14 protein-coding genes and 1 pseudogene are annotated in these 17,490 nt (G+C 51.5%); 7 read left to right on the top strand and 8 right to left on the bottom strand.

Annotated elements, in window-relative coordinates; translation table 11 throughout:
- Positions 1–8 precede the first annotated feature (8 nt).
- Positions 9–512 carry a molybdopterin-guanine dinucleotide biosynthesis protein MobB gene (mobB, locus tag AAHF05_RS22245; RefSeq protein WP_129324971.1) on the bottom strand — a complete coding sequence of 168 codons (504 nt, stop codon included), beginning with the start codon at positions 510–512 and terminating at the stop codon, positions 9–11.
- Positions 512–1,093 (bottom strand): annotated as a pseudogene (gene mobA / locus AAHF05_RS22240) (molybdenum cofactor guanylyltransferase MobA). Before mobA ends, mobB begins: the two are co-directional and overlap by 1 nt.
- 68 nt (positions 1,094–1,161) lie before the next feature.
- Between mobA and AAHF05_RS22235 the strand changes: the two are divergent.
- The 3 genes from AAHF05_RS22235 (at position 1,162) to dsbA (ending at position 3,144) form a co-directional block, all read left to right on the top strand.
- Complete coding sequence (locus AAHF05_RS22235) at positions 1,162–1,431, top strand: YihD family protein (protein ID WP_003861904.1); 270 nt, start codon at positions 1,162–1,164, stop codon at positions 1,429–1,431.
- 75 nt (positions 1,432–1,506) lie between these two features.
- A complete protein-coding gene (locus tag AAHF05_RS22230; protein ID WP_129324938.1) occupies positions 1,507–2,493 on the top strand; it encodes a serine/threonine protein kinase in 987 nt (328 codons plus the stop codon).
- 27 nt (positions 2,494–2,520) lie between these two features.
- Positions 2,521–3,144 carry a thiol:disulfide interchange protein DsbA gene (gene dsbA / locus AAHF05_RS22225; protein ID WP_028018158.1) on the top strand — a complete coding sequence of 208 codons (624 nt, stop codon included), beginning with the start codon at positions 2,521–2,523 and terminating at the stop codon, positions 3,142–3,144.
- Between the two features lie 23 nt (positions 3,145–3,167).
- On the opposite strand, the gene AAHF05_RS22220 is transcribed toward dsbA, so the two are convergent.
- On the bottom strand, positions 3,168–4,076 hold the full coding sequence (locus AAHF05_RS22220) for an acyltransferase (RefSeq protein ID WP_028018157.1): 909 nt from the start codon (positions 4,074–4,076) through the stop codon (positions 3,168–3,170).
- A gap of 440 nt (positions 4,077–4,516) precedes the next feature.
- Between AAHF05_RS22220 and polA the strand changes: the two genes are divergently transcribed.
- The gene (gene polA / locus AAHF05_RS22215) at positions 4,517–7,309 is read left to right on the top strand and encodes a DNA polymerase I (RefSeq protein ID WP_129324939.1); all 2,793 of its coding nucleotides are present in this window, start codon (positions 4,517–4,519) and stop codon (positions 7,307–7,309) included.
- 310 nt (positions 7,310–7,619) lie between these two features.
- Here the strand turns inward: polA and yihA are convergent, their stop codons facing one another.
- Complete coding sequence (gene yihA, locus AAHF05_RS22210) at positions 7,620–8,249, bottom strand: ribosome biogenesis GTP-binding protein YihA/YsxC (protein ID WP_129324940.1); 630 nt, start codon at positions 8,247–8,249, stop codon at positions 7,620–7,622.
- Between the two features lie 577 nt (positions 8,250–8,826).
- On the opposite strand from yihA, the gene yihI reads away from it, so the two are divergent.
- Positions 8,827–9,339, top strand: a complete 513-nt coding sequence (gene yihI, locus AAHF05_RS22205; protein WP_028018154.1) for a Der GTPase-activating protein YihI — start codon at positions 8,827–8,829, stop codon at positions 9,337–9,339.
- A gap of 188 nt (positions 9,340–9,527) precedes the next feature.
- Positions 9,528–10,901 carry an oxygen-independent coproporphyrinogen III oxidase gene (gene hemN, locus AAHF05_RS22200; protein ID WP_129324941.1) on the top strand — a complete coding sequence of 458 codons (1,374 nt, stop codon included), beginning with the start codon at positions 9,528–9,530 and terminating at the stop codon, positions 10,899–10,901.
- Positions 10,902–10,974: 73 nt separating this feature from the next.
- On the opposite strand, the gene AAHF05_RS22195 is transcribed toward hemN, so the two are convergent.
- The 4 genes from AAHF05_RS22195 to glnA form a co-directional block, all read right to left on the bottom strand.
- Positions 10,975–11,085: a YshB family small membrane protein gene (locus tag AAHF05_RS22195; RefSeq protein WP_125358805.1), complete on the bottom strand. Its 111-nt coding sequence runs from the start codon at positions 11,083–11,085 to the stop codon at positions 10,975–10,977.
- Between the two features lie 109 nt (positions 11,086–11,194).
- Positions 11,195–12,607 carry a nitrogen regulation protein NR(I) gene (glnG, locus tag AAHF05_RS22190; RefSeq protein ID WP_020883985.1) on the bottom strand — a complete coding sequence of 471 codons (1,413 nt, stop codon included), beginning with the start codon at positions 12,605–12,607 and terminating at the stop codon, positions 11,195–11,197.
- A gap of 11 nt (positions 12,608–12,618) precedes the next feature.
- Positions 12,619–13,668: a nitrogen regulation protein NR(II) gene (gene glnL / locus AAHF05_RS22185; protein ID WP_028018152.1), complete on the bottom strand. Its 1,050-nt coding sequence runs from the start codon at positions 13,666–13,668 to the stop codon at positions 12,619–12,621.
- Positions 13,669–13,838: 170 nt separating this feature from the next.
- Positions 13,839–15,248, bottom strand: coding sequence for a glutamate--ammonia ligase (glnA, locus tag AAHF05_RS22180; protein ID WP_008501856.1), 1,410 nt, complete (start codon positions 15,246–15,248; stop codon positions 13,839–13,841).
- A gap of 378 nt (positions 15,249–15,626) precedes the next feature.
- Here glnA and typA point away from each other — a divergent pair, with 378 nt between their 5' ends.
- Positions 15,627–17,450, top strand: a complete 1,824-nt coding sequence (gene typA, locus AAHF05_RS22175) for a ribosome-dependent GTPase TypA (protein WP_023331638.1) — start codon at positions 15,627–15,629, stop codon at positions 17,448–17,450.
- Positions 17,451–17,490 lie beyond the last annotated feature (40 nt).

Genomic DNA, 17,490 nt, shown 5'->3' with positions numbered 1-17,490 from the left:
GCAAGTCGTCAGATCGCACTCCACTCCACAATAAACTCCGCAATCCTATCCACGTCATTTAAATCGAGCACCGGAACCTCAAGCGGCAACACAATATCACTGGCTACGGCAATCACATGCTCATCAAGCGTTAACTCGCTGACATCATGCCCGGCATCGCTTCGGAACAGCAGGATCTTAGGCACGGCCTCATGCTTAAAACCCTCAACCAGCACCAGATCCAGCGTGGAATGATCCATTCGACTGACCAGGTAAGCGAGATCCAGCGGTGCCTCATCTGGTGTTTCTGTCATCAGCGCCCAGCGCTGACTACTTGCTACCATCGTTTGCGCTGCACCCGCTTTACGCAACTCATAGCTGTCTTTGCCTGGTTTATCGACATCCGTATTATGGTGGGTATGCTTGATCAATCCTGGGCGTATACCTCTGACACAAAGGGCAGGTATGAGTTTTTTCAACAGCGTGGTTTTCCCGGTCCCACTCCAGGCGGAAATGGCCAGAACAGGTATCATCATTTCTCCTGCATCATCTGCAAATCTTCAGTTGTATTCACGTTCACAAACGCAGACTTCATATCACTGAAATCAATGGAATGGCCGCCAGACTGACGCATAAAGACCATCACCCTACGCTCTCCCGCCATCAGGTACTCCTGAAGAGCAGGTACTAATGATCTGTGCATCAACGCGATAGCAGGATGATCACGCTCACCGTCATGTACCCAGACCACGGGGGCTGCACCACGAAGTCGCACCAGACGCTCGACAAGACAGGACGGAATCAACGGGGTATCGCAAGGACAGAAAATAAACTACTCTCCGGGCGACTGCTGCATAACCGAAAGCATACCAGCCAGCGGTCCTGGGTAATTTGCCTGGTTATCCTGATAAACGGCGTAGCCGCTGCGCTGGTATGTCTCAATATGCCTGTTAGCACTGATGACCATTGTCGTCACCTGGCCTTTAAGCGCATCAGCGACACATTGCCACAAGGGTTTACCGTTCAAAAGCTGAAGCCCCTTATCTTTTCCCCCCATTCGCGTCGCTCTGCCACCCGCCAGAACGACCCCAGTGATTTCCTGGTTAAGATTCACGAATATCGCCTCTTTTATTGTGGGATTGACCCTGCTAACGTGTCACTCTAAATGAAAGGAGCACCACCATGAAATGTAAACGTCTTAATGAAGTCATTGAACTCCTCCAGCCAGCCTGGCAAAAAGAGCCAGAGCTGAATCTGATGCAATTTTTACAGAAACTGGCGAAAGAGTCAGGTTTTGACGGCGAACTGGCAGACCTTTCTGATGATATCCTGATCTACCATCTTAAAATGCGTGACTCAGCTAAAGATGCTGTTATTCCTGGTATTCAGAAAGATTATGAGGAAGATTTTAAAACCGCATTACTGCGCGCCAGAGGCGTAATTAAAGAGTAAAAGCTTGTAAGCGGCGGCACCGAAATCGCCACAAGATGATATCCTGAATCATTCGTATAATTTCCGGATGATCGGATGAACGACCAGGCTTTTACTTTCCAGACATTACACCCGGATACCATTATGGATGCCCTGTTTGAACAGGGTATCCGGGTGGATTCCGGGCTAACGCCGTTAAATAGCTACGAAAACCGCGTTTATCAATTTCAGGATGAGGAGCGTCAGCGCTTCGTCGTGAAGTTCTATCGCCCTAAACGTTGGTCAGCAGAACAAATTCAGGAAGAGCATCAATTTGCTCATGATCTGCTGGATGACGATGTACCTGTTGCCGCCCCGCTAAAATTCAATAACCAAACGCTCCTTATGCACGAAGGGTTCTACTACGCTGTCTTCCCAAGCCTGGGGGGTCGCCAGTTTGAAGCGGATAATATTGATCAAATGGAGTGGGTGGCCCGCTATCTGGGACGTATACATCAGACGGGACGTAAAAAATCCTTTATTGCTCGTCCGATTATCGGCATTCAGGAATACCTTCTTGAACCTCGCGAAGTATTCGAAACCTCTGCGCTGATCCCCACAGCGCTAAAGGATAGTTTCCTCAGCGCCACCGATAAACTTATTGGGGCAGTTAAAGCCATCTGGCGCGATGATATTTCCGTCCTGCGTTTGCATGGTGATTGTCACGCAGGAAATATTCTCTGGCGTGATGGCCCGCTGTTTGTCGATCTCGATGATGCGCGTATGGGGCCAGCGGTTCAGGACCTGTGGATGCTGCTCAATGGCGACAAAGCCGAGCAACGCATGCAGCTTGAAACCATTATTGAAGCTTATGAAGAATTTAGCCCGTTTAATTCAGATGAAATTGTCTTGATTGAACCTTTACGCGCGATGCGTTTTGTTTATTATCTCGCATGGTTAATCAGGCGTTGGGATGATCCCGCGTTTCCTAGAAATTTCCCGTGGCTTACCGGAGAGGATTACTGGCGCAGCCAGATATCTACATTTACTGAGCAGGTTAAGGTTCTTCAGGAGCCCCCTCTGCAATTAACGCCGATGTATTAATTGGACACACCCAGGAGAGAGTTAATCATGAAAAAAATTTGGCTGGCGCTGGCAGGTATGATTCTGGCATTTAGCGCTTCTGCTGCGCAGTTTACCGATGGCAAACAGTACATCACGCTGGACAAGCCTGTTGCTGGCGAGCCACAGGTTCTGGAGTTCTTCTCGTTCTATTGTCCACACTGCTATCAGTTCGAGCAGGTCTTGCATGTTTCCGATAACGTGAAGAAAAAGCTGCCAGAAGGCACCAAAATGACCAAGTACCACGTTGAGTTCCTGGGGCCATTGGGTAAAGACCTGACTCAGGCGTGGGCAGTTGCTATCGCGCTGGGCGTGGAAGATAAGATCACTTCCCCAATGTTTGAAGGCGTACAGAAAACCCAGACCGTTCAGACCACTGCGGATATCCGTAAAGTATTCGTTGATGCGGGTGTGAAAGGTGAAGACTATGACGCGGCATGGAACAGCTTTGTCGTGAAATCTCTGGTGGCCCAGCAGGAAAAAGCTGCTGCCGACCTGCAGCTTCAGGGTGTTCCGGCGATGTTTGTTAATGGCAAGTATCAGCTGAATATGCAGGGCATGGACACCAGCAGCATGGATATCTTCGTACAGCAGTACGCAGATACTGTGAAATACCTGGTTGAGAAGAAGTAAGATTGTTGATGTAAAAACGCCGGTCACTGACCGGCGTTTTTGTATGAAGATTTAATGTTGTCTATCTGTTCGTCTTTCTCTTTCCAGAGAGTATTAAGCCATAACTGGAAACGACGTTTAAAATTCTTATCGTTAACGTAGTCACCGTGTAATTCGGCCTCGATCGGTACCAGATCAACACGCACAACAATGCGCGTCAGCTTGCCGCTGAGCATATCGAAGAACGGCGTTTTATCGTTTTCCGGGTAGCAGAGGGTGACGTTAAGTAATTTATCGAACTGAGCACCCAGCACGTTAAGCGCCATCGCAATACCTGCGGCTTTTGGCGGCAGCAGGTTCTGAAAAGGAGAACGTGTTTGTTGACGCTTCTCTTCAGTAAACCTGGAGCCTTCAACAAAGTTCACGATGGTTGTTGGGTGCGCGCGAAACTTTTCACAGGAACGGCGCGTGGTCTCCACGTCCTTACCGCGATGTTCCGGATGACGGATCAAATAGCTGCGCGAGTAGCGTTTCATAAACGGCATATCAAGCGCCCAGCAGGCCAGACCGATGAAAGGAACCCAGGCGAGCTGCTGTTTCAGGAAGTATTTGTTCATCGGGATGTGCTTACGGAAAAGCACACATAACACCACGATGTCAGCCCAACTGTGGTGATTGCAAATTAGCAGGTACCAGTTCTTTTTGTTGAGGCTCTCTAGCCCTTCAACATCCCACTTCAGTTGCGGATTCAGGTACAACAGGATCGCCAGCCCTTCACACCAGCAATACATCATGAAATTACAAAATGTGGACACGGCTCGCCACACCACAGGCACAGGCAGCAACAGTTTAATCATTCCTGCGACAATGATCGGCACAGAACAGGCGATAGTCACCAGAATCGTTAAAATAATGCTTAACAGTAATGTTATTGCAGCGAGCAATCTCGACATGGTTAGCTTTTTCAAATAGTTAGCTGTAATTGAGCGACCGGCTATTCGGCGCTGGGCGCTGATTTTACCAGAAAACAGATGAAGTAATGGCGCTTTCACACGGAGAGTTGGTGGCTTTTTCCCAACTGCAGAAGATTTCGCTACGCTTCTGCACGAATCAGGGCTTATATCCACATAGACTAAATTGTCATCAGTGGGTAATACAGATGAGATCTAACAAAATAACATTATGATAATTAAGATCTAAATTATATCTCGTATGTATTTTTTGCGTCTGTTATTCATATGAAGTGAAAATATACACAAACTTATCCACAGTTTGTTTTTTGCGAGAGATCTTCACGATCGTAAAATCTTTTCCTGTATCTGGCGCTAATAACTGATGTTTTCATCCTTCTGTGGCATCCTTTAGCCATAAATTGATTAAAGGCACGGACATTATGGTTCAGATCCCAGAAAACCCTCTTATTCTCGTCGACGGCTCTTCTTACCTGTATCGGGCGTATCATGCGTTTCCTCCTCTGACCAATAGCGCAGGGGAACCTACCGGCGCGATGTACGGCGTGCTTAACATGCTGCGTAGCCTGATACTCCAGTATCAGCCAACCCATGCGGCGGTGGTCTTTGATGCCAAAGGCAAAACCTTCCGCGACGAGTTGTTTGAGCATTACAAATCTCACCGTCCGCCAATGCCTGACGATCTGCGTGCGCAGATTGAACCGCTGCACGCCATGGTGAAAGCGATGGGCCTGCCGCTGCTGGCGGTCTCTGGTGTTGAAGCCGATGACGTCATCGGCACGCTGGCGCGTGAAGCTGAAAAAATGGGCCGTCCGGTGCTGATCAGCACCGGTGATAAAGATATGGCGCAGCTGGTAACGCCAGGTATCACCCTGATTAACACCATGACCAACACCATTCTGGGGCCTGAAGAGGTTGTCACAAAATATGGCGTACCGCCTGAGCTGATTATCGACTTCCTCGCGTTGATGGGCGACTCGTCGGATAACATCCCAGGAGTCCCTGGTGTCGGTGAAAAAACGGCACAGGCGCTGCTTCAGGGGCTGGGCGGGCTGGATACGCTGTACGCGGAATCGGATAAAATCGCCGGGCTCTCCTTCCGTGGTGCAAAAACCATGGCCGGAAAACTTCAAGATAACAAAGAGGTGGCTTACCTCTCTTATAAGCTGGCAACGATTAAAACCGATGTCGAACTGGAACTGGGTTGTGAGCAACTGGAAGTGCAGCAGCCTTCTGCTGACGATCTGCTGAACTTGTTTAAGCAATACGAATTCAAGCGCTGGATCACCGACGTCGAAAGCGGCAAGTGGTTACAGGCAAAAGGGGCTAAGCCAGCAGCAAAACCGAAAGAGACGATAGTGGTTGATGCTGAAGAACAAGCCGAAGAAGAAGCCGTAACCTTGTCCTTCGACAACTACGAAACGATTCTTGAAGAGTCGCAGCTGATCGCCTGGATTGAGAAACTGAAAAAAGCGCCGGTCTTTGCCTTTGACACGGAAACCGACAGCCTCGACAACATCTCTGCCAATATGGTGGGCCTGTCATTTGCCACTGAACCGGGGATGGCGGCTTATGTCCCTGTTGCACACGATTACCTGGATGCGCCGGCGCAGATCTCCCGTGAACGCGTGCTTGAGCTGCTGAAGCCGATTCTGGAAGACGACAAGGCGCTCAAAGTCGGACAAAACCTGAAGTACGATCGCGGTATTCTGCAAAACTACGATATTGAGCTGCGCGGTATTGCATTCGACACCATGCTGGAATCCTACATTCTGGACAGTGTTGCAGGTCGCCATGATATGGATTCCTTATCAGACCGTTGGCTGAAACATAAAACCATCACTTTCGAAGAGATTGCCGGTAAAGGGAAAAATCAACTTACCTTCAACCAGATTGCACTCGAAGAGGCGGGTCGCTATGCGGCGGAAGACGCGGATGTCACCCTGCAATTGCACCTGAAGATGTGGCCAAAACTTCAGAAAGAAGCAGAGCCGCTGAACGTATTCCAGCATATTGAGATGCCACTGGTGCCTGTGCTTTCACGTATTGAGCGCAATGGCGTTAAAATCGATCCAACCGTATTGCATAACCACTCCGGGGAGCTCGCGCAGCGTCTGACCGAGCTTGAGCAAAAAGCGCATGAGCTTGCTGGAGAACCGTTTAACCTCTCGTCGCCGAAACAGCTACAAACCATCCTGTTTGAAAAGCAAGGCATCAAGCCGCTGAAGAAAACGCCTGGTGGTGCGCCGTCGACGTCTGAAGAGGTGCTTGAAGAGCTGGCACTGGATTACCCCCTGCCAAAAGTGATTCTGGAGTATCGGGGTCTCGCGAAGCTGAAGTCCACTTACACTGATAAGCTCCCGCTGATGATCAACCCGAAAACAGGCCGTGTGCATACGTCGTATCATCAGGCTGTGGCGGCGACGGGTCGACTCTCTTCAACCGATCCAAACCTGCAGAACATTCCGGTACGTAATGAAGAAGGCCGCCGAATCCGTCAGGCTTTTATTGCTCCAGATGACTACCTGATCGTCTCTGCTGACTACTCGCAAATTGAGCTACGTATTATGGCGCATCTGTCCCGCGACAAAGGCTTGCTAACCGCTTTTGCCGAAGGGAAGGATATCCACCGTGCAACCGCGGCGGAAGTCTTCGGTTTGCCGCTGGATAGCGTAACCAACGAACAGCGCCGTAGCGCCAAAGCGATCAACTTTGGTTTGATCTACGGTATGAGCGCATTTGGTCTGTCACGCCAGCTCAACATTCCACGCAAAGAGTCGCAGAAGTATATGGATCTCTACTTCGAGCGTTATCCGGGCGTGCTGGAATATATGGAACGTACCCGCGCACAGGCGAAAGAGAAAGGTTACGTTGAAACTCTGGATGGCCGCCGTCTCTACTTACCGGACATCAAATCCAGCAATGCCGCGCGCCGCGCGGGTGCAGAACGTGCGGCAATCAACGCCCCTATGCAAGGTACCGCGGCGGACATCATTAAGCGTGCGATGATCGCCGTTGATGCCTGGCTGGAAAAAGAGAAGCCCCGCGTGAAAATGATCATGCAGGTTCACGATGAACTGGTATTCGAAGTGCACAAAGACGACCTCGACGCCGTATCGAAGAAGATCCACGAACTGATGGAAAGCAGCATGACACTTGACGTGCCGTTGCTGGTGGAAGTCGGAAGTGGTGAAAATTGGGATCAGGCTCACTAAAGGTTCTGCGAATAACGCGCTTTTTATGTAAGTTAGCAACATAACAAAGTGCGTTTTGTGACGATCATTAGAATTCCCTATGTAAATAATGAAAAAAAACTACAAAAAGTGCTTTTTCTGCAGCAGAAAAAGGGGTAGAGTTATCGGCGTAGGGTACAGAGGTAAGATGTTCTATCTTTCAGACCTTTTACTTCACGTAATCGGATTTGGCTGAATATTTTAGCCGCCCCAGTCAGTAATGACTGGGGCGTTTTTTATTGCGGCAAAGAAAAAATCAGGCAAAAAAACGCGGACATCGCCGCGCTCGGTATTACTCTTCTTCCGCTTCCGTCGCGGGTTCCTGCTTGCTAAACCAGGTGTCGAGCTTCTGACGCAGTTTGTCCACGCCCTGCTTTTTCAGCGAGGAGAACGGCTCAACCTGCACATCGCCGTTGAAAGCCAGCACCGCTTCGCGAACCATATTCACCTGCGCTTTGCGCGCACCGCTTGCCAGCTTATCGGCTTTCGTCAGCAGTACCAGTACGGCAATATCGCTTGCTACAGCCCAGTCGATCATCTGCTGATCCAGATCTTTCAGGGGGTGACGGATATCCATCAGCACCACCAGGCCTTTCAGGCACATGCGTTTTTCCAGGTATTCACCCAGCGCACGCTGCCACTTGATTTTCATCTCTTCGGGGACCTGAGCGTAACCGTAGCCCGGTAAGTCGACCAGGCGTTTGCCCTCTGCGACTTCAAACAGGTTAATCAACTGGGTACGGCCAGGTGTTTTTGAGGTACGCGCCAGGCTTTTCTGATTTGTCAGCGTGTTCAGGGCGCTGGATTTCCCCGCATTGGAGCGGCCAGCAAATGCCACTTCAATACCGGTATCAGAAGGAAGGTGGCGAATATCGGGCGCACTGGTGACAAAATGCGTCTGTTGGTAGTTCCAGGTAGTCACGTGGTCGTCTCCAAAATCGTAATCTGAAGGGGATTATACCCGAATGCAGGCAAAAGGCTTTTCTGATTGCATAGGTCTGTAGGTGAAAGCCCCGGCCGTTGTGAGAGATCGGCTAATCATGCTTTGGGATATTTCAGAGAAATCGCAGGCGTCAAAAAAGCCAAACTGTTTTAAATCATTAGCTTATTTCCAGGTAATTATCTGAAAATCCCTTTTTGTACCGTTTCGTTGCTTGTTAGTTTAACGGAACAAGGTAAAGTGTGCGTCAGGGCGAGGAAGCCAACAGGATATCGACTTAAGGATTAGGGTCAGGAGCGCCAGGAGGCGAAGACGCAGGATTGTCAGGATGACCAGCGCCTGGAGGCGTTTTAACAGGAAATGGAACCGTATCACGGACGGTATAAGCCAAGGGATAAACAGGGTTTGTTGTTGGCAAACATGGAATGTCTGACCCGCTAAGGGTTGTGAGTCAGGAAAAAAGGCGACAGATTGCTCTGTCGCCTTTTTTCTTTGCTTGCTTTCTGCTAGATTTCGCCGCAATTCTATACTGAAGAAAACGACTTAAAGATAAAACATCATGAAAAAACCAACCTCCGCTGCGGGTGCTAAACGCCCTGCAAAAGCACGCCGCAAAACGCGCGAAGAACTGAACCAGGAAGCGCGCGACCGTAAACGCGACAAAAAGCATCGCGGTCATGCTGCGGGTAGCCGTGCAAACGGTGGTGGTACTGCGGGCGCTTCTGCAAAAGGTAAGCAGCAGAAAGATCCTCGTATCGGCAGTAAAACTCCCATTCCACTGGGCGTGACAGACACCCCGGTCACTAAGCAGCACAAACCAAAGAGCGAGAAACCTATGCTTTCACCGCAGGCTGAGCTGGATATGCTGGAGAACGATGAGCGCCTGGACGCGCTGCTGGAACGTCTTGAAGAGGGTGAAACCCTGACTGCTGAAGAGCAGTCATGGGTGGATGCCAAACTGGATCGCATTGATGAACTGATGCAGAAGCTGGGCCTGTCATACGACGATGACGAAGATGAAGAAGACGAGAAACAGGAAGATATGATGCGTCTTCTGAAGGGCGGAAACTAACATTTGCACCCGGCAGGCACGATAGTCCTGCTTATAACCCTTCCGATTATATGTTATCTGGTGTGGTTATTCGTTAAACTACGGCGGTTGTCGCGGCGACAGAAGTGGCTGCGCACCCGAATGATGGCCCGCAACGGGGCCAGGTCGGGCCGCCGTGTACGAACGCGACACCAACGGAAGGAGTGAGCATGTCTGTACCAACTATCGACTGGGATTTGGCCCTAATCCAGAAATATAACTATTCCGGGCCGCGTTATACGTCATACCCCACCGCGCTGGAGTTCTCCGATGCCTTCGGAGAGCGTGATTTCCAGCAGGCTGTCGCGCGCTATCCTGAGCGTCCGTTGTCGCTTTACGTCCATATTCCGTTCTGCCACAAGCTTTGCTACTTCTGCGGCTGCAATAAAATTGTGACCCGCCAGCAGCATAAAGCTGATCAGTATCTTGACGCGCTCGAACAAGAAATTGTCCATCGTGCACCGCTTTTTGCTGGCCGTCACGTTAGCCAGCTTCACTGGGGCGGCGGCACGCCAACCTATCTTAATAAAGCGCAAATTAGCCGCCTGATGAACCTGCTGCGCGGCAATTTCAGTTTTAACGCCGACGCTGAAATCTCGATCGAAGTCGATCCGCGTGAAATTGAGCTGGATGTACTGGATCACTTACGCGCTGAAGGTTTTAACCGCCTGAGTATGGGCGTGCAAGATTTCAATAAAGAAGTACAGCGTCTGGTGAACCGTGAGCAGGACGAAGAGTTTATCTTCGCCTTGCTCAATCACGCGCGTGAGATTGGTTTCACCTCGACCAACATTGATCTGATTTACGGCCTGCCAAAGCAGACGCCGGAAAGTTTTGCCTTCACGCTGAAACGTGTGGCCGAACTCAGCCCGGACCGTCTGAGTGTCTTTAACTATGCGCATCTGCCGACGCTGTTTGCTGCCCAGCGCAAAATTAAAGATGCCGATCTCCCTTCTGCCCAACAGAAGCTGGATATTTTACAAGAAACTATTACTTCGCTGACCGAAACCGGTTATCAGTTCATTGGCATGGATCACTTTGCCCGTCCGGACGACGAACTGGCGATTGCTCAGCGCGAAGGGGTCCTGCACCGCAATTTCCAGGGCTACACGACCCAGGGCGATACCGATTTGCTGGGGATGGGCGTCTCTGCCATTAGCATGATTGGCGACTGCTATGCACAAAACCAGAAAGAGCTGAAGGCGTACTACCAGCAGGTTGATGACACCGGCAACGCGCTGTGGCGCGGCATTGCGTTAACGCGCGACGACTGTATTCGCCGTGATGTCATTAAGGCGCTTATCTGCAACTTCCGTCTCGATTTCAGCGACGTGGAAGCGCAGTGGGAGCTGAACTTCAGCGATTATTTTGCGGAAAACCTGAAGCTGATTGCCCCGCTGGCGAAAGATGGGCTGGTGGATGTATCGGAGAGTATGATTGAGGTCACGCCGAAAGGGCGTCTGTTGATCCGTAATATTTGCATGTGCTTTGACGCGTATCTGCGTCAGAAAGCGCGTATGCAGCAGTTCTCGCGAGTGATTTAAGGCGCATAGCCAAAAGTACGAAACGTAGGCCGGGTAAGGCGAAGCTGCCACCCGGCTTTTACGTTCAAACCCGCTAGCTAAACAGCCCAACCAGCGCCGCGCACAGCACCGCCGCAACGGCTGTTTGCGGTGTATGGCTTTCGGCTGCACCGCTAGAGAGCAAATTCACTAATGATTCCAGCATGATGGTCTCCCCAATTTCCGGGCACGATCATACAAAACTCATCGAAACAGTAAAGCGCAAAATAACGGCAATTTGCGCTCAATTAATAACCTTTACACAAGAGCGGATATTACTCCATTCCCAGCTCTTTCAGCTTGCGCGTCAGGGTATTACGTCCCCATCCCAACAGGCGAGCGGCTTCCTGCTTATGCCCTTGTGTATGGCGGAGCGCAGTGGTCAATAACGTACGTTCCATCTCTGGCTGAGCCTCTGAGAGTAAGTTTTGATGACCGGAACGCAGTGCGCGGTCGGCCCACTGCGCCAGCAGCGTCGCCCAGCTGTCCGGCAGTGCGTGCCCGGTACTGCTCTCTGGTGCGGTTGCTTCAAACAGCTCGGCCGGTAAATCCTGAATCAGCACTTCCTGCCCGGCAGCCATCACGGTTAACCAGCGGCAGGTGTTTTCCAGCTGGCGCACGTTACCTGGCCACGCGAGACGCGTGAGGGCTGCGTCGGTTTCTGGATGAAGCTGCTTTGCTTCCACACCCAGTTCCCGAGCTGCCACCTGCAGGAAGTGACGTGCCAGGCGAGGAATATCTTCCCGGCGTTCACGCAGCGGTGGCAAATGGACGCGAATGACGTTCAGGCGATGGAATAAGTCCTCACGGAATTTTCCTTCCTGCACGCGTTGCTCCAGGTTCTGGTGAGTCGCGGCGATAATGCGCACGTCCACCTTCACCGGCGCATAGCCACCCACGCGATAAAACTGCCCGTCGGCCAGTACGCGCAGCAGGCGGGTCTGGACATCCAGCGGCATATCGCCGATCTCATCCAGGAACAGTGTTCCACCGTCAGCTTGTTCAAAGCGCCCCTGACGAATTGTGTTCGCGCCGGTAAATGCCCCTTTTTCGTGGCCGAACAGTTCGGATTCAATCAAATCCTTCGGGATTGCTGCCATATTCAGGGCGATAAACGGGGCTTTTGCCCGCGGGCTGTGGCGATGTAATGCATGCGCCACGAGCTCTTTACCGGTTCCCGATTCGCCGTTAATTAATACGCTGATGGACGAGCGGGACAAACGGCCAATAATACGAAACACATCCTGCATCGCCGGCGCTTCGCCGATAATGTCAGTTGTTGGCCCAAAATCGGGTGTGTGGCGAGGCTGTTGCTGTTCCTGATAGTGGCTAATCGCACGCTCAACCAGCGCTACCGCTTCGTCGATATCAAACGGTTTTGGCAGGTAATCGAACGCCCCTTGCTGATAGGCGCTCACTGCGGCATCAAGATCGGAGTGCGCCGTCATTATGATGACCGGAAGCATAGGGTGGCGTTGTTTGATCTGTTTTAAAAGCGCCAGCCCGTCCATTCCCGGCATGCGAATATCTGAGAGCAGAACATCGGGCGTTTTGGTGGTGAGTGCGTCGAGCACTTCGCTGCCGCTCTCAAACGTCGTGCAGCTTAATCCTGCCCCTGTGAGCGCGCGTTCAAGCACCCAACGGATGGAGCTATCGTCATCGACTACCCAGACTATCCCTCGTTGCATAAACGTCACCTTTATTTTTTAATCGGCAGGAAAACCGAAAACTCGGTGTGTCCCGGCCAACTGTTAAATTCAATTTTTCCAGAGTGTTGATCGATCAAACTGCGTGCAATGGATAAGCCCAGGCCAGTCCCGCCTTCGCGACCACTTACCATCGGGTAGAACAGGGTGTCCTGTAGATGCGATGGAATACCAGGTCCGTTATCCTCAACGTCGATTCGTGCTGCCAGTCGATAGCGTACGCCGTGTAACGTGAGCTGGAAGGCGGTGCGGGTACGTAAAATAATCTCTCCCCCTTCAGGCCCCAGAGCCTGCAGGGCATTGCGTACGATATTCAACAGTACCTGCTCAATCTGATCCGGGTCATGTGCCAGTTCTGGCAGGCTTGGGTCGTAATCACGCACCAGCGTGACGTTTTCTGGTAATTCCATCGAAACCAGTTTCACCACCCGCTCAGCCACTTTATGAATACTTTCTGATACGTGCATACCCGGTTGCTGTGGCCCGAGAAGACGGTCAACCAGATTGCGCAGGCGGTCTGCCTGTTCGATGATGACGTTGGTGTACTCCGCCAGCGCGGGGTCGGGCAACGCCTTTGTCAGGAGTTGTGCTGCGCCGCGTAACCCACCCAGCGGGTTTTTGATTTCATGCGCCAGACCTCGCACCAGGTCGCGGGCGGCAATTTGCTGGGCATGCTGAAGCTGCTCCTGGCTCAGTCGGCGCTGATTATCCATTGGCGCCATTTCCAGCAGGATCAGTCCTTCAGGAAGGCGTTGGGCAGTCAGTGACAGAATATGCGAGCGCCCGTCGATAACCAGCGTGACTTCGTTATCCGTGAATCCTTGACCGGCCTGCAAACTTTCCTGCATCAGGCCAATATTCAGCGAAAAATAACTCAGTAATTCCGGAAGCGGGGTGCCAAACAGTTTACGTGCGCTTTGGGCGAGCAGCTGCTGTGCCGCCGGGTTGGCATAATGTACGGCCAGCTCGTCGTCGACCAGCAAGATACTGTTAATCAAAGAATTGAGGATCTGCCCAGCATCGGGCAGCGTGCCAGTTGCCATTCAGCAGTCTCCTGGAGTTGTTTGCACTAATTTAGTGCAGTATAGCTTTTTCGTCGTAAAAAGCGCGCGAGATCAGGTTGTTGGTGGAGAAAAAAGCCCATCCGGAGATGGGCTAAAAGTTTCCACGGCAACTACCCCCGGCGTTTGTGACGCCGGGTAAAACAACTTAATTAAACGCTGTAGTACAGCTCGAACTCTACCGGATGCGGAGTCATACGCACGCGGTCGTTCTCTTCAGTACGCAGGGCGATGTAAGCATCGATAGCGTCGTCAGTGAATACGCCACCTGCAGTCAGGAACTCGCGGTCTGCGTCCAGCGCCTGCAGGGCTTCTTCCAGAGAACCAGCAACCTGTGGGATCTCTTTCGCTTCTTCTGGCGGCAGGTCGTACAGGTTTTTGTCCATTGCTTCGCCTGGGTGGATCTTGTTCTTGATACCATCCAGACCAGCCATCAGCAGTGCTGCGAAGCACAGGTATGGGTTAGCCGCTGGGTCCGGGAAGCGCACTTCGATACGACGCGCTTTAGGAGAAGCAACAACCGGGATACGGATAGAAGCAGAACGGTTACGCGCAGAGTAGGCCAGCATTACTGGTGCTTCGTAGCCCGGGACCAGACGCTTGTAGGAGTTAGTGGTTGGGTTAGCCAGGGCGTTGATCGCTTTAGCGTGTTTGATTACGCCGCCGATGTAATACAGCGCCTGCTCAGACAGACCAGCATATTTGTCACCAGAGAACAGGTTGGTACCATTCTTGGACAGAGACATGTGGCAGTGCATACCGGAACCGTTGTCGCCAAACATAGGTTTTGGCATGAAGGTAGCGGTTTTACCGAAACGGTGCGCAACGTTGTGCACAACGTATTTGTAGATCTGAATTTCGTCTGCTTTTTTGGTCATGGTGTTGAAGCGGGTAGCCACTTCGTTCTGACCAGCAGTCGCCACTTCGTGGTGGTGAGCTTCAACTACCAGGCCCATCTCTTCCATCACCAGACACATGGTGGAACGAATGTCCTGTGCTGAGTCGACCGGAGGAACCGGGAAGTAACCGCCTTTAACGCCTGGACGGTGACCTTTGTTACCACCTTCGTATTTGGTGGAAGAGTTCCATGCGCCTTCGATATCGTCGATAGCAACGTGGGAACCAGAAATAGACGCACCGAAACGGATGTCGTCGAACAGGAAGAATTCTGGCTCTGGCCCGAACAGAACGGTGTCTGCGATGCCGGTAGAACGCAGGTACTCTTCAGCGCGTTTTGCGATAGAACGTGGGTCGCGGTCGTAGCCCTGCAGCGTGCCTGGCTCGAGGATGTCGCAACGGATGATCAGGGTTGGTTCTTCGAAGAACGGATCAATGACCGCAGTGGTCGCATCTGGCATCAGAACCATGTCGGATTCGTTAATGCCTTTCCAGCCACCAATGGAGGAGCCGTCAAACATTTTGCCTTCTTCGAAGAATTCGGCGTTTACCTGATGAGCAGGAATTGTGACGTGCTGTTCTTTACCTTTGGTATCGGTGAAGCGCAGATCAACAAACTTCACTTCATGTTCGTTCAGCATCGTCAAAACGTGTTCAGCGGACATACTTAACTCTCCAGATTGGTCATTGTCGTCGTGGTAACGAGGTCTTCAATTTCTGTTTGTACTGGCTGGTGCCATGTATTTTTTATAAAGCGAAATCTGTGCCAACTTTTAAAACACCCCAAAAAGGCGTTATCATGCGCACCATAGTGCAAAAGGGCTGCACCACAATGGATTTGTTGCACCAGTATAGTGCTTCAATGTGAACATTGAGCACCATATTGGTGCTATTTACGTTAAAGTGCCCTTTTACCGCTCCGTGAAAGCGATCACAAAGCATCTCTGCAATACTTGTTTGCGGGGGATGTTTGTGATCCTGTTTTGTAGTGCGATTAATCCGTGTACAATAACGCGCTATTTCTAAATGCCTGAGGCAAAGTTGTGATCGAAAATTTGCGTAACATCGCCATCATCGCGCACGTTGACCATGGTAAAACTACCCTGGTTGACAAGCTGCTGCAGCAATCCGGTACGTTTGATGCGCGTGCCGAAACCCAAGAACGCGTGATGGACTCCAACGATTTGGAGAAAGAGCGTGGGATTACCATCCTCGCGAAAAACACCGCGATTAAATGGAATGACTACCGTATCAACATCGTTGATACCCCAGGGCACGCCGACTTCGGTGGTGAAGTTGAACGTGTAATGTCCATGGTAGACTCCGTTCTGCTGGTCGTTGACGCAATGGATGGCCCAATGCCACAGACGCGCTTCGTGACCAAAAAAGCATTTGCCCATGGTCTGAAGCCAATCGTTGTTATCAACAAAGTTGACCGTCCTGGCGCGCGTCCTGACTGGGTTGTTGACCAGGTATTCGACCTGTTCGTTAACCTCGACGCGACCGACGAGCAGCTGGACTTCCCTATCGTTTACGCTTCTGCGCTGAACGGTATTGCGGGTCTGGATCACGAAGACATGGCTGAAGACATGACTCCGCTGTACCAGGCGATTGTTGACCGTGTTCCTGCGCCAAACGTCGATCTCGACGGCACCCTGCAGATGCAGATCTCTCAGCTCGACTACAACAACTATGTTGGTGTAATCGGCATTGGTCGTATCAAGCGCGGTAAAGTGAAGCCTAACCAGCAGGTCACTATCATTGATAGCGAAGGCAAAACCCGTAACGGTAAAGTCGGTAAAGTACTGACTCACCTGGGCCTTGAGCGTATCGAGAGCGACATCGCGGAAGCGGGCGACATCATCGCCATCACCGGTTTGGGTGAACTGAACATCTCCGACACCATCTGCGACCCGCAGAACGTCGAAGCGCTGCCAGCCCTGTCCGTTGATGAACCAACCGTATCCATGTTCTTCAACGTCAACACCTCTCCGTTCTGCGGTAAAGAAGGTAAATTTGTTACCTCTCGTCAGATCCTTGACCGCCTGAACAAAGAGCTGGTGCACAACGTTGCGCTGCGCGTTGAAGAAACCGAAGACGCTGATGCATTCCGCGTTTCAGGTCGTGGTGAGCTGCACCTGTCTGTTCTGATCGAAAACATGCGTCGTGAAGGTTTCGAAATGGCGGTTTCCCGTCCGAAAGTTATCTTCCGCGAAATCGATGGCCGTAAACAAGAGCCGTTCGAAAACGTGACGCTGGACGTTGAAGAGCAGCACCAGGGTTCTGTGATGCAGGCTCTGGGTGAGCGTAAAGGCGACCTGAAAAACATGAATCCAGATGGCAAAGGCCGCGTACGTCTTGACTACGTGATCCCAAGCCGTGGTCTGATCGGCTTCCGTTCTGAATTCATGACCATGACTTCCGGTACTGGTCTGCTGTACTCCACCTTCAGCCACTACGACGATGTTCGTCCGGGCGAAGTTGGCCAGCGTAACAACGGCGTGCTGATCTCCAACGGTCAGGGTAAAGCGGTTGCGTTTGCGCTGTTCGGTCTGCAGGATCGCGGTAAGCTGTTCCTGGGTCACGGTGCTGAAGTTTATGAAGGCCAGATCATCGGTATTCACAGTCGTTCTAACGACCTGACTGTAAACTGCCTGACCGGTAAGAAACTGACCAACATGCGTGCGTCCGGTACTGACGAAGCAACGGTTCTGGTTCCACCTATCAAAATGACTCTGGAGCAAGCTCTGGAATTCATCGATGACGACGAACTGGTAGAAGTGACTCCACAGTCAATTCGTATCCGTAAACGTCACCTGACCGAGAACGATCGTAAACGTGCTATGCGCGGTGCGAAAGAAGACTAATACGGTTATGCCGTAGGCCGGGTAAGCGTTCTCATTACCC

The sequence above is a fragment of the Enterobacter adelaidei genome (genome assembly GCF_041937165.1).
GTDB lineage: Bacteria > Pseudomonadota > Gammaproteobacteria > Enterobacterales > Enterobacteriaceae > Enterobacter > Enterobacter adelaidei.
The sequence above is the reverse complement of the archived record's forward strand: the minus strand, read 5'-3'. Positions and strand labels throughout refer to the sequence as shown.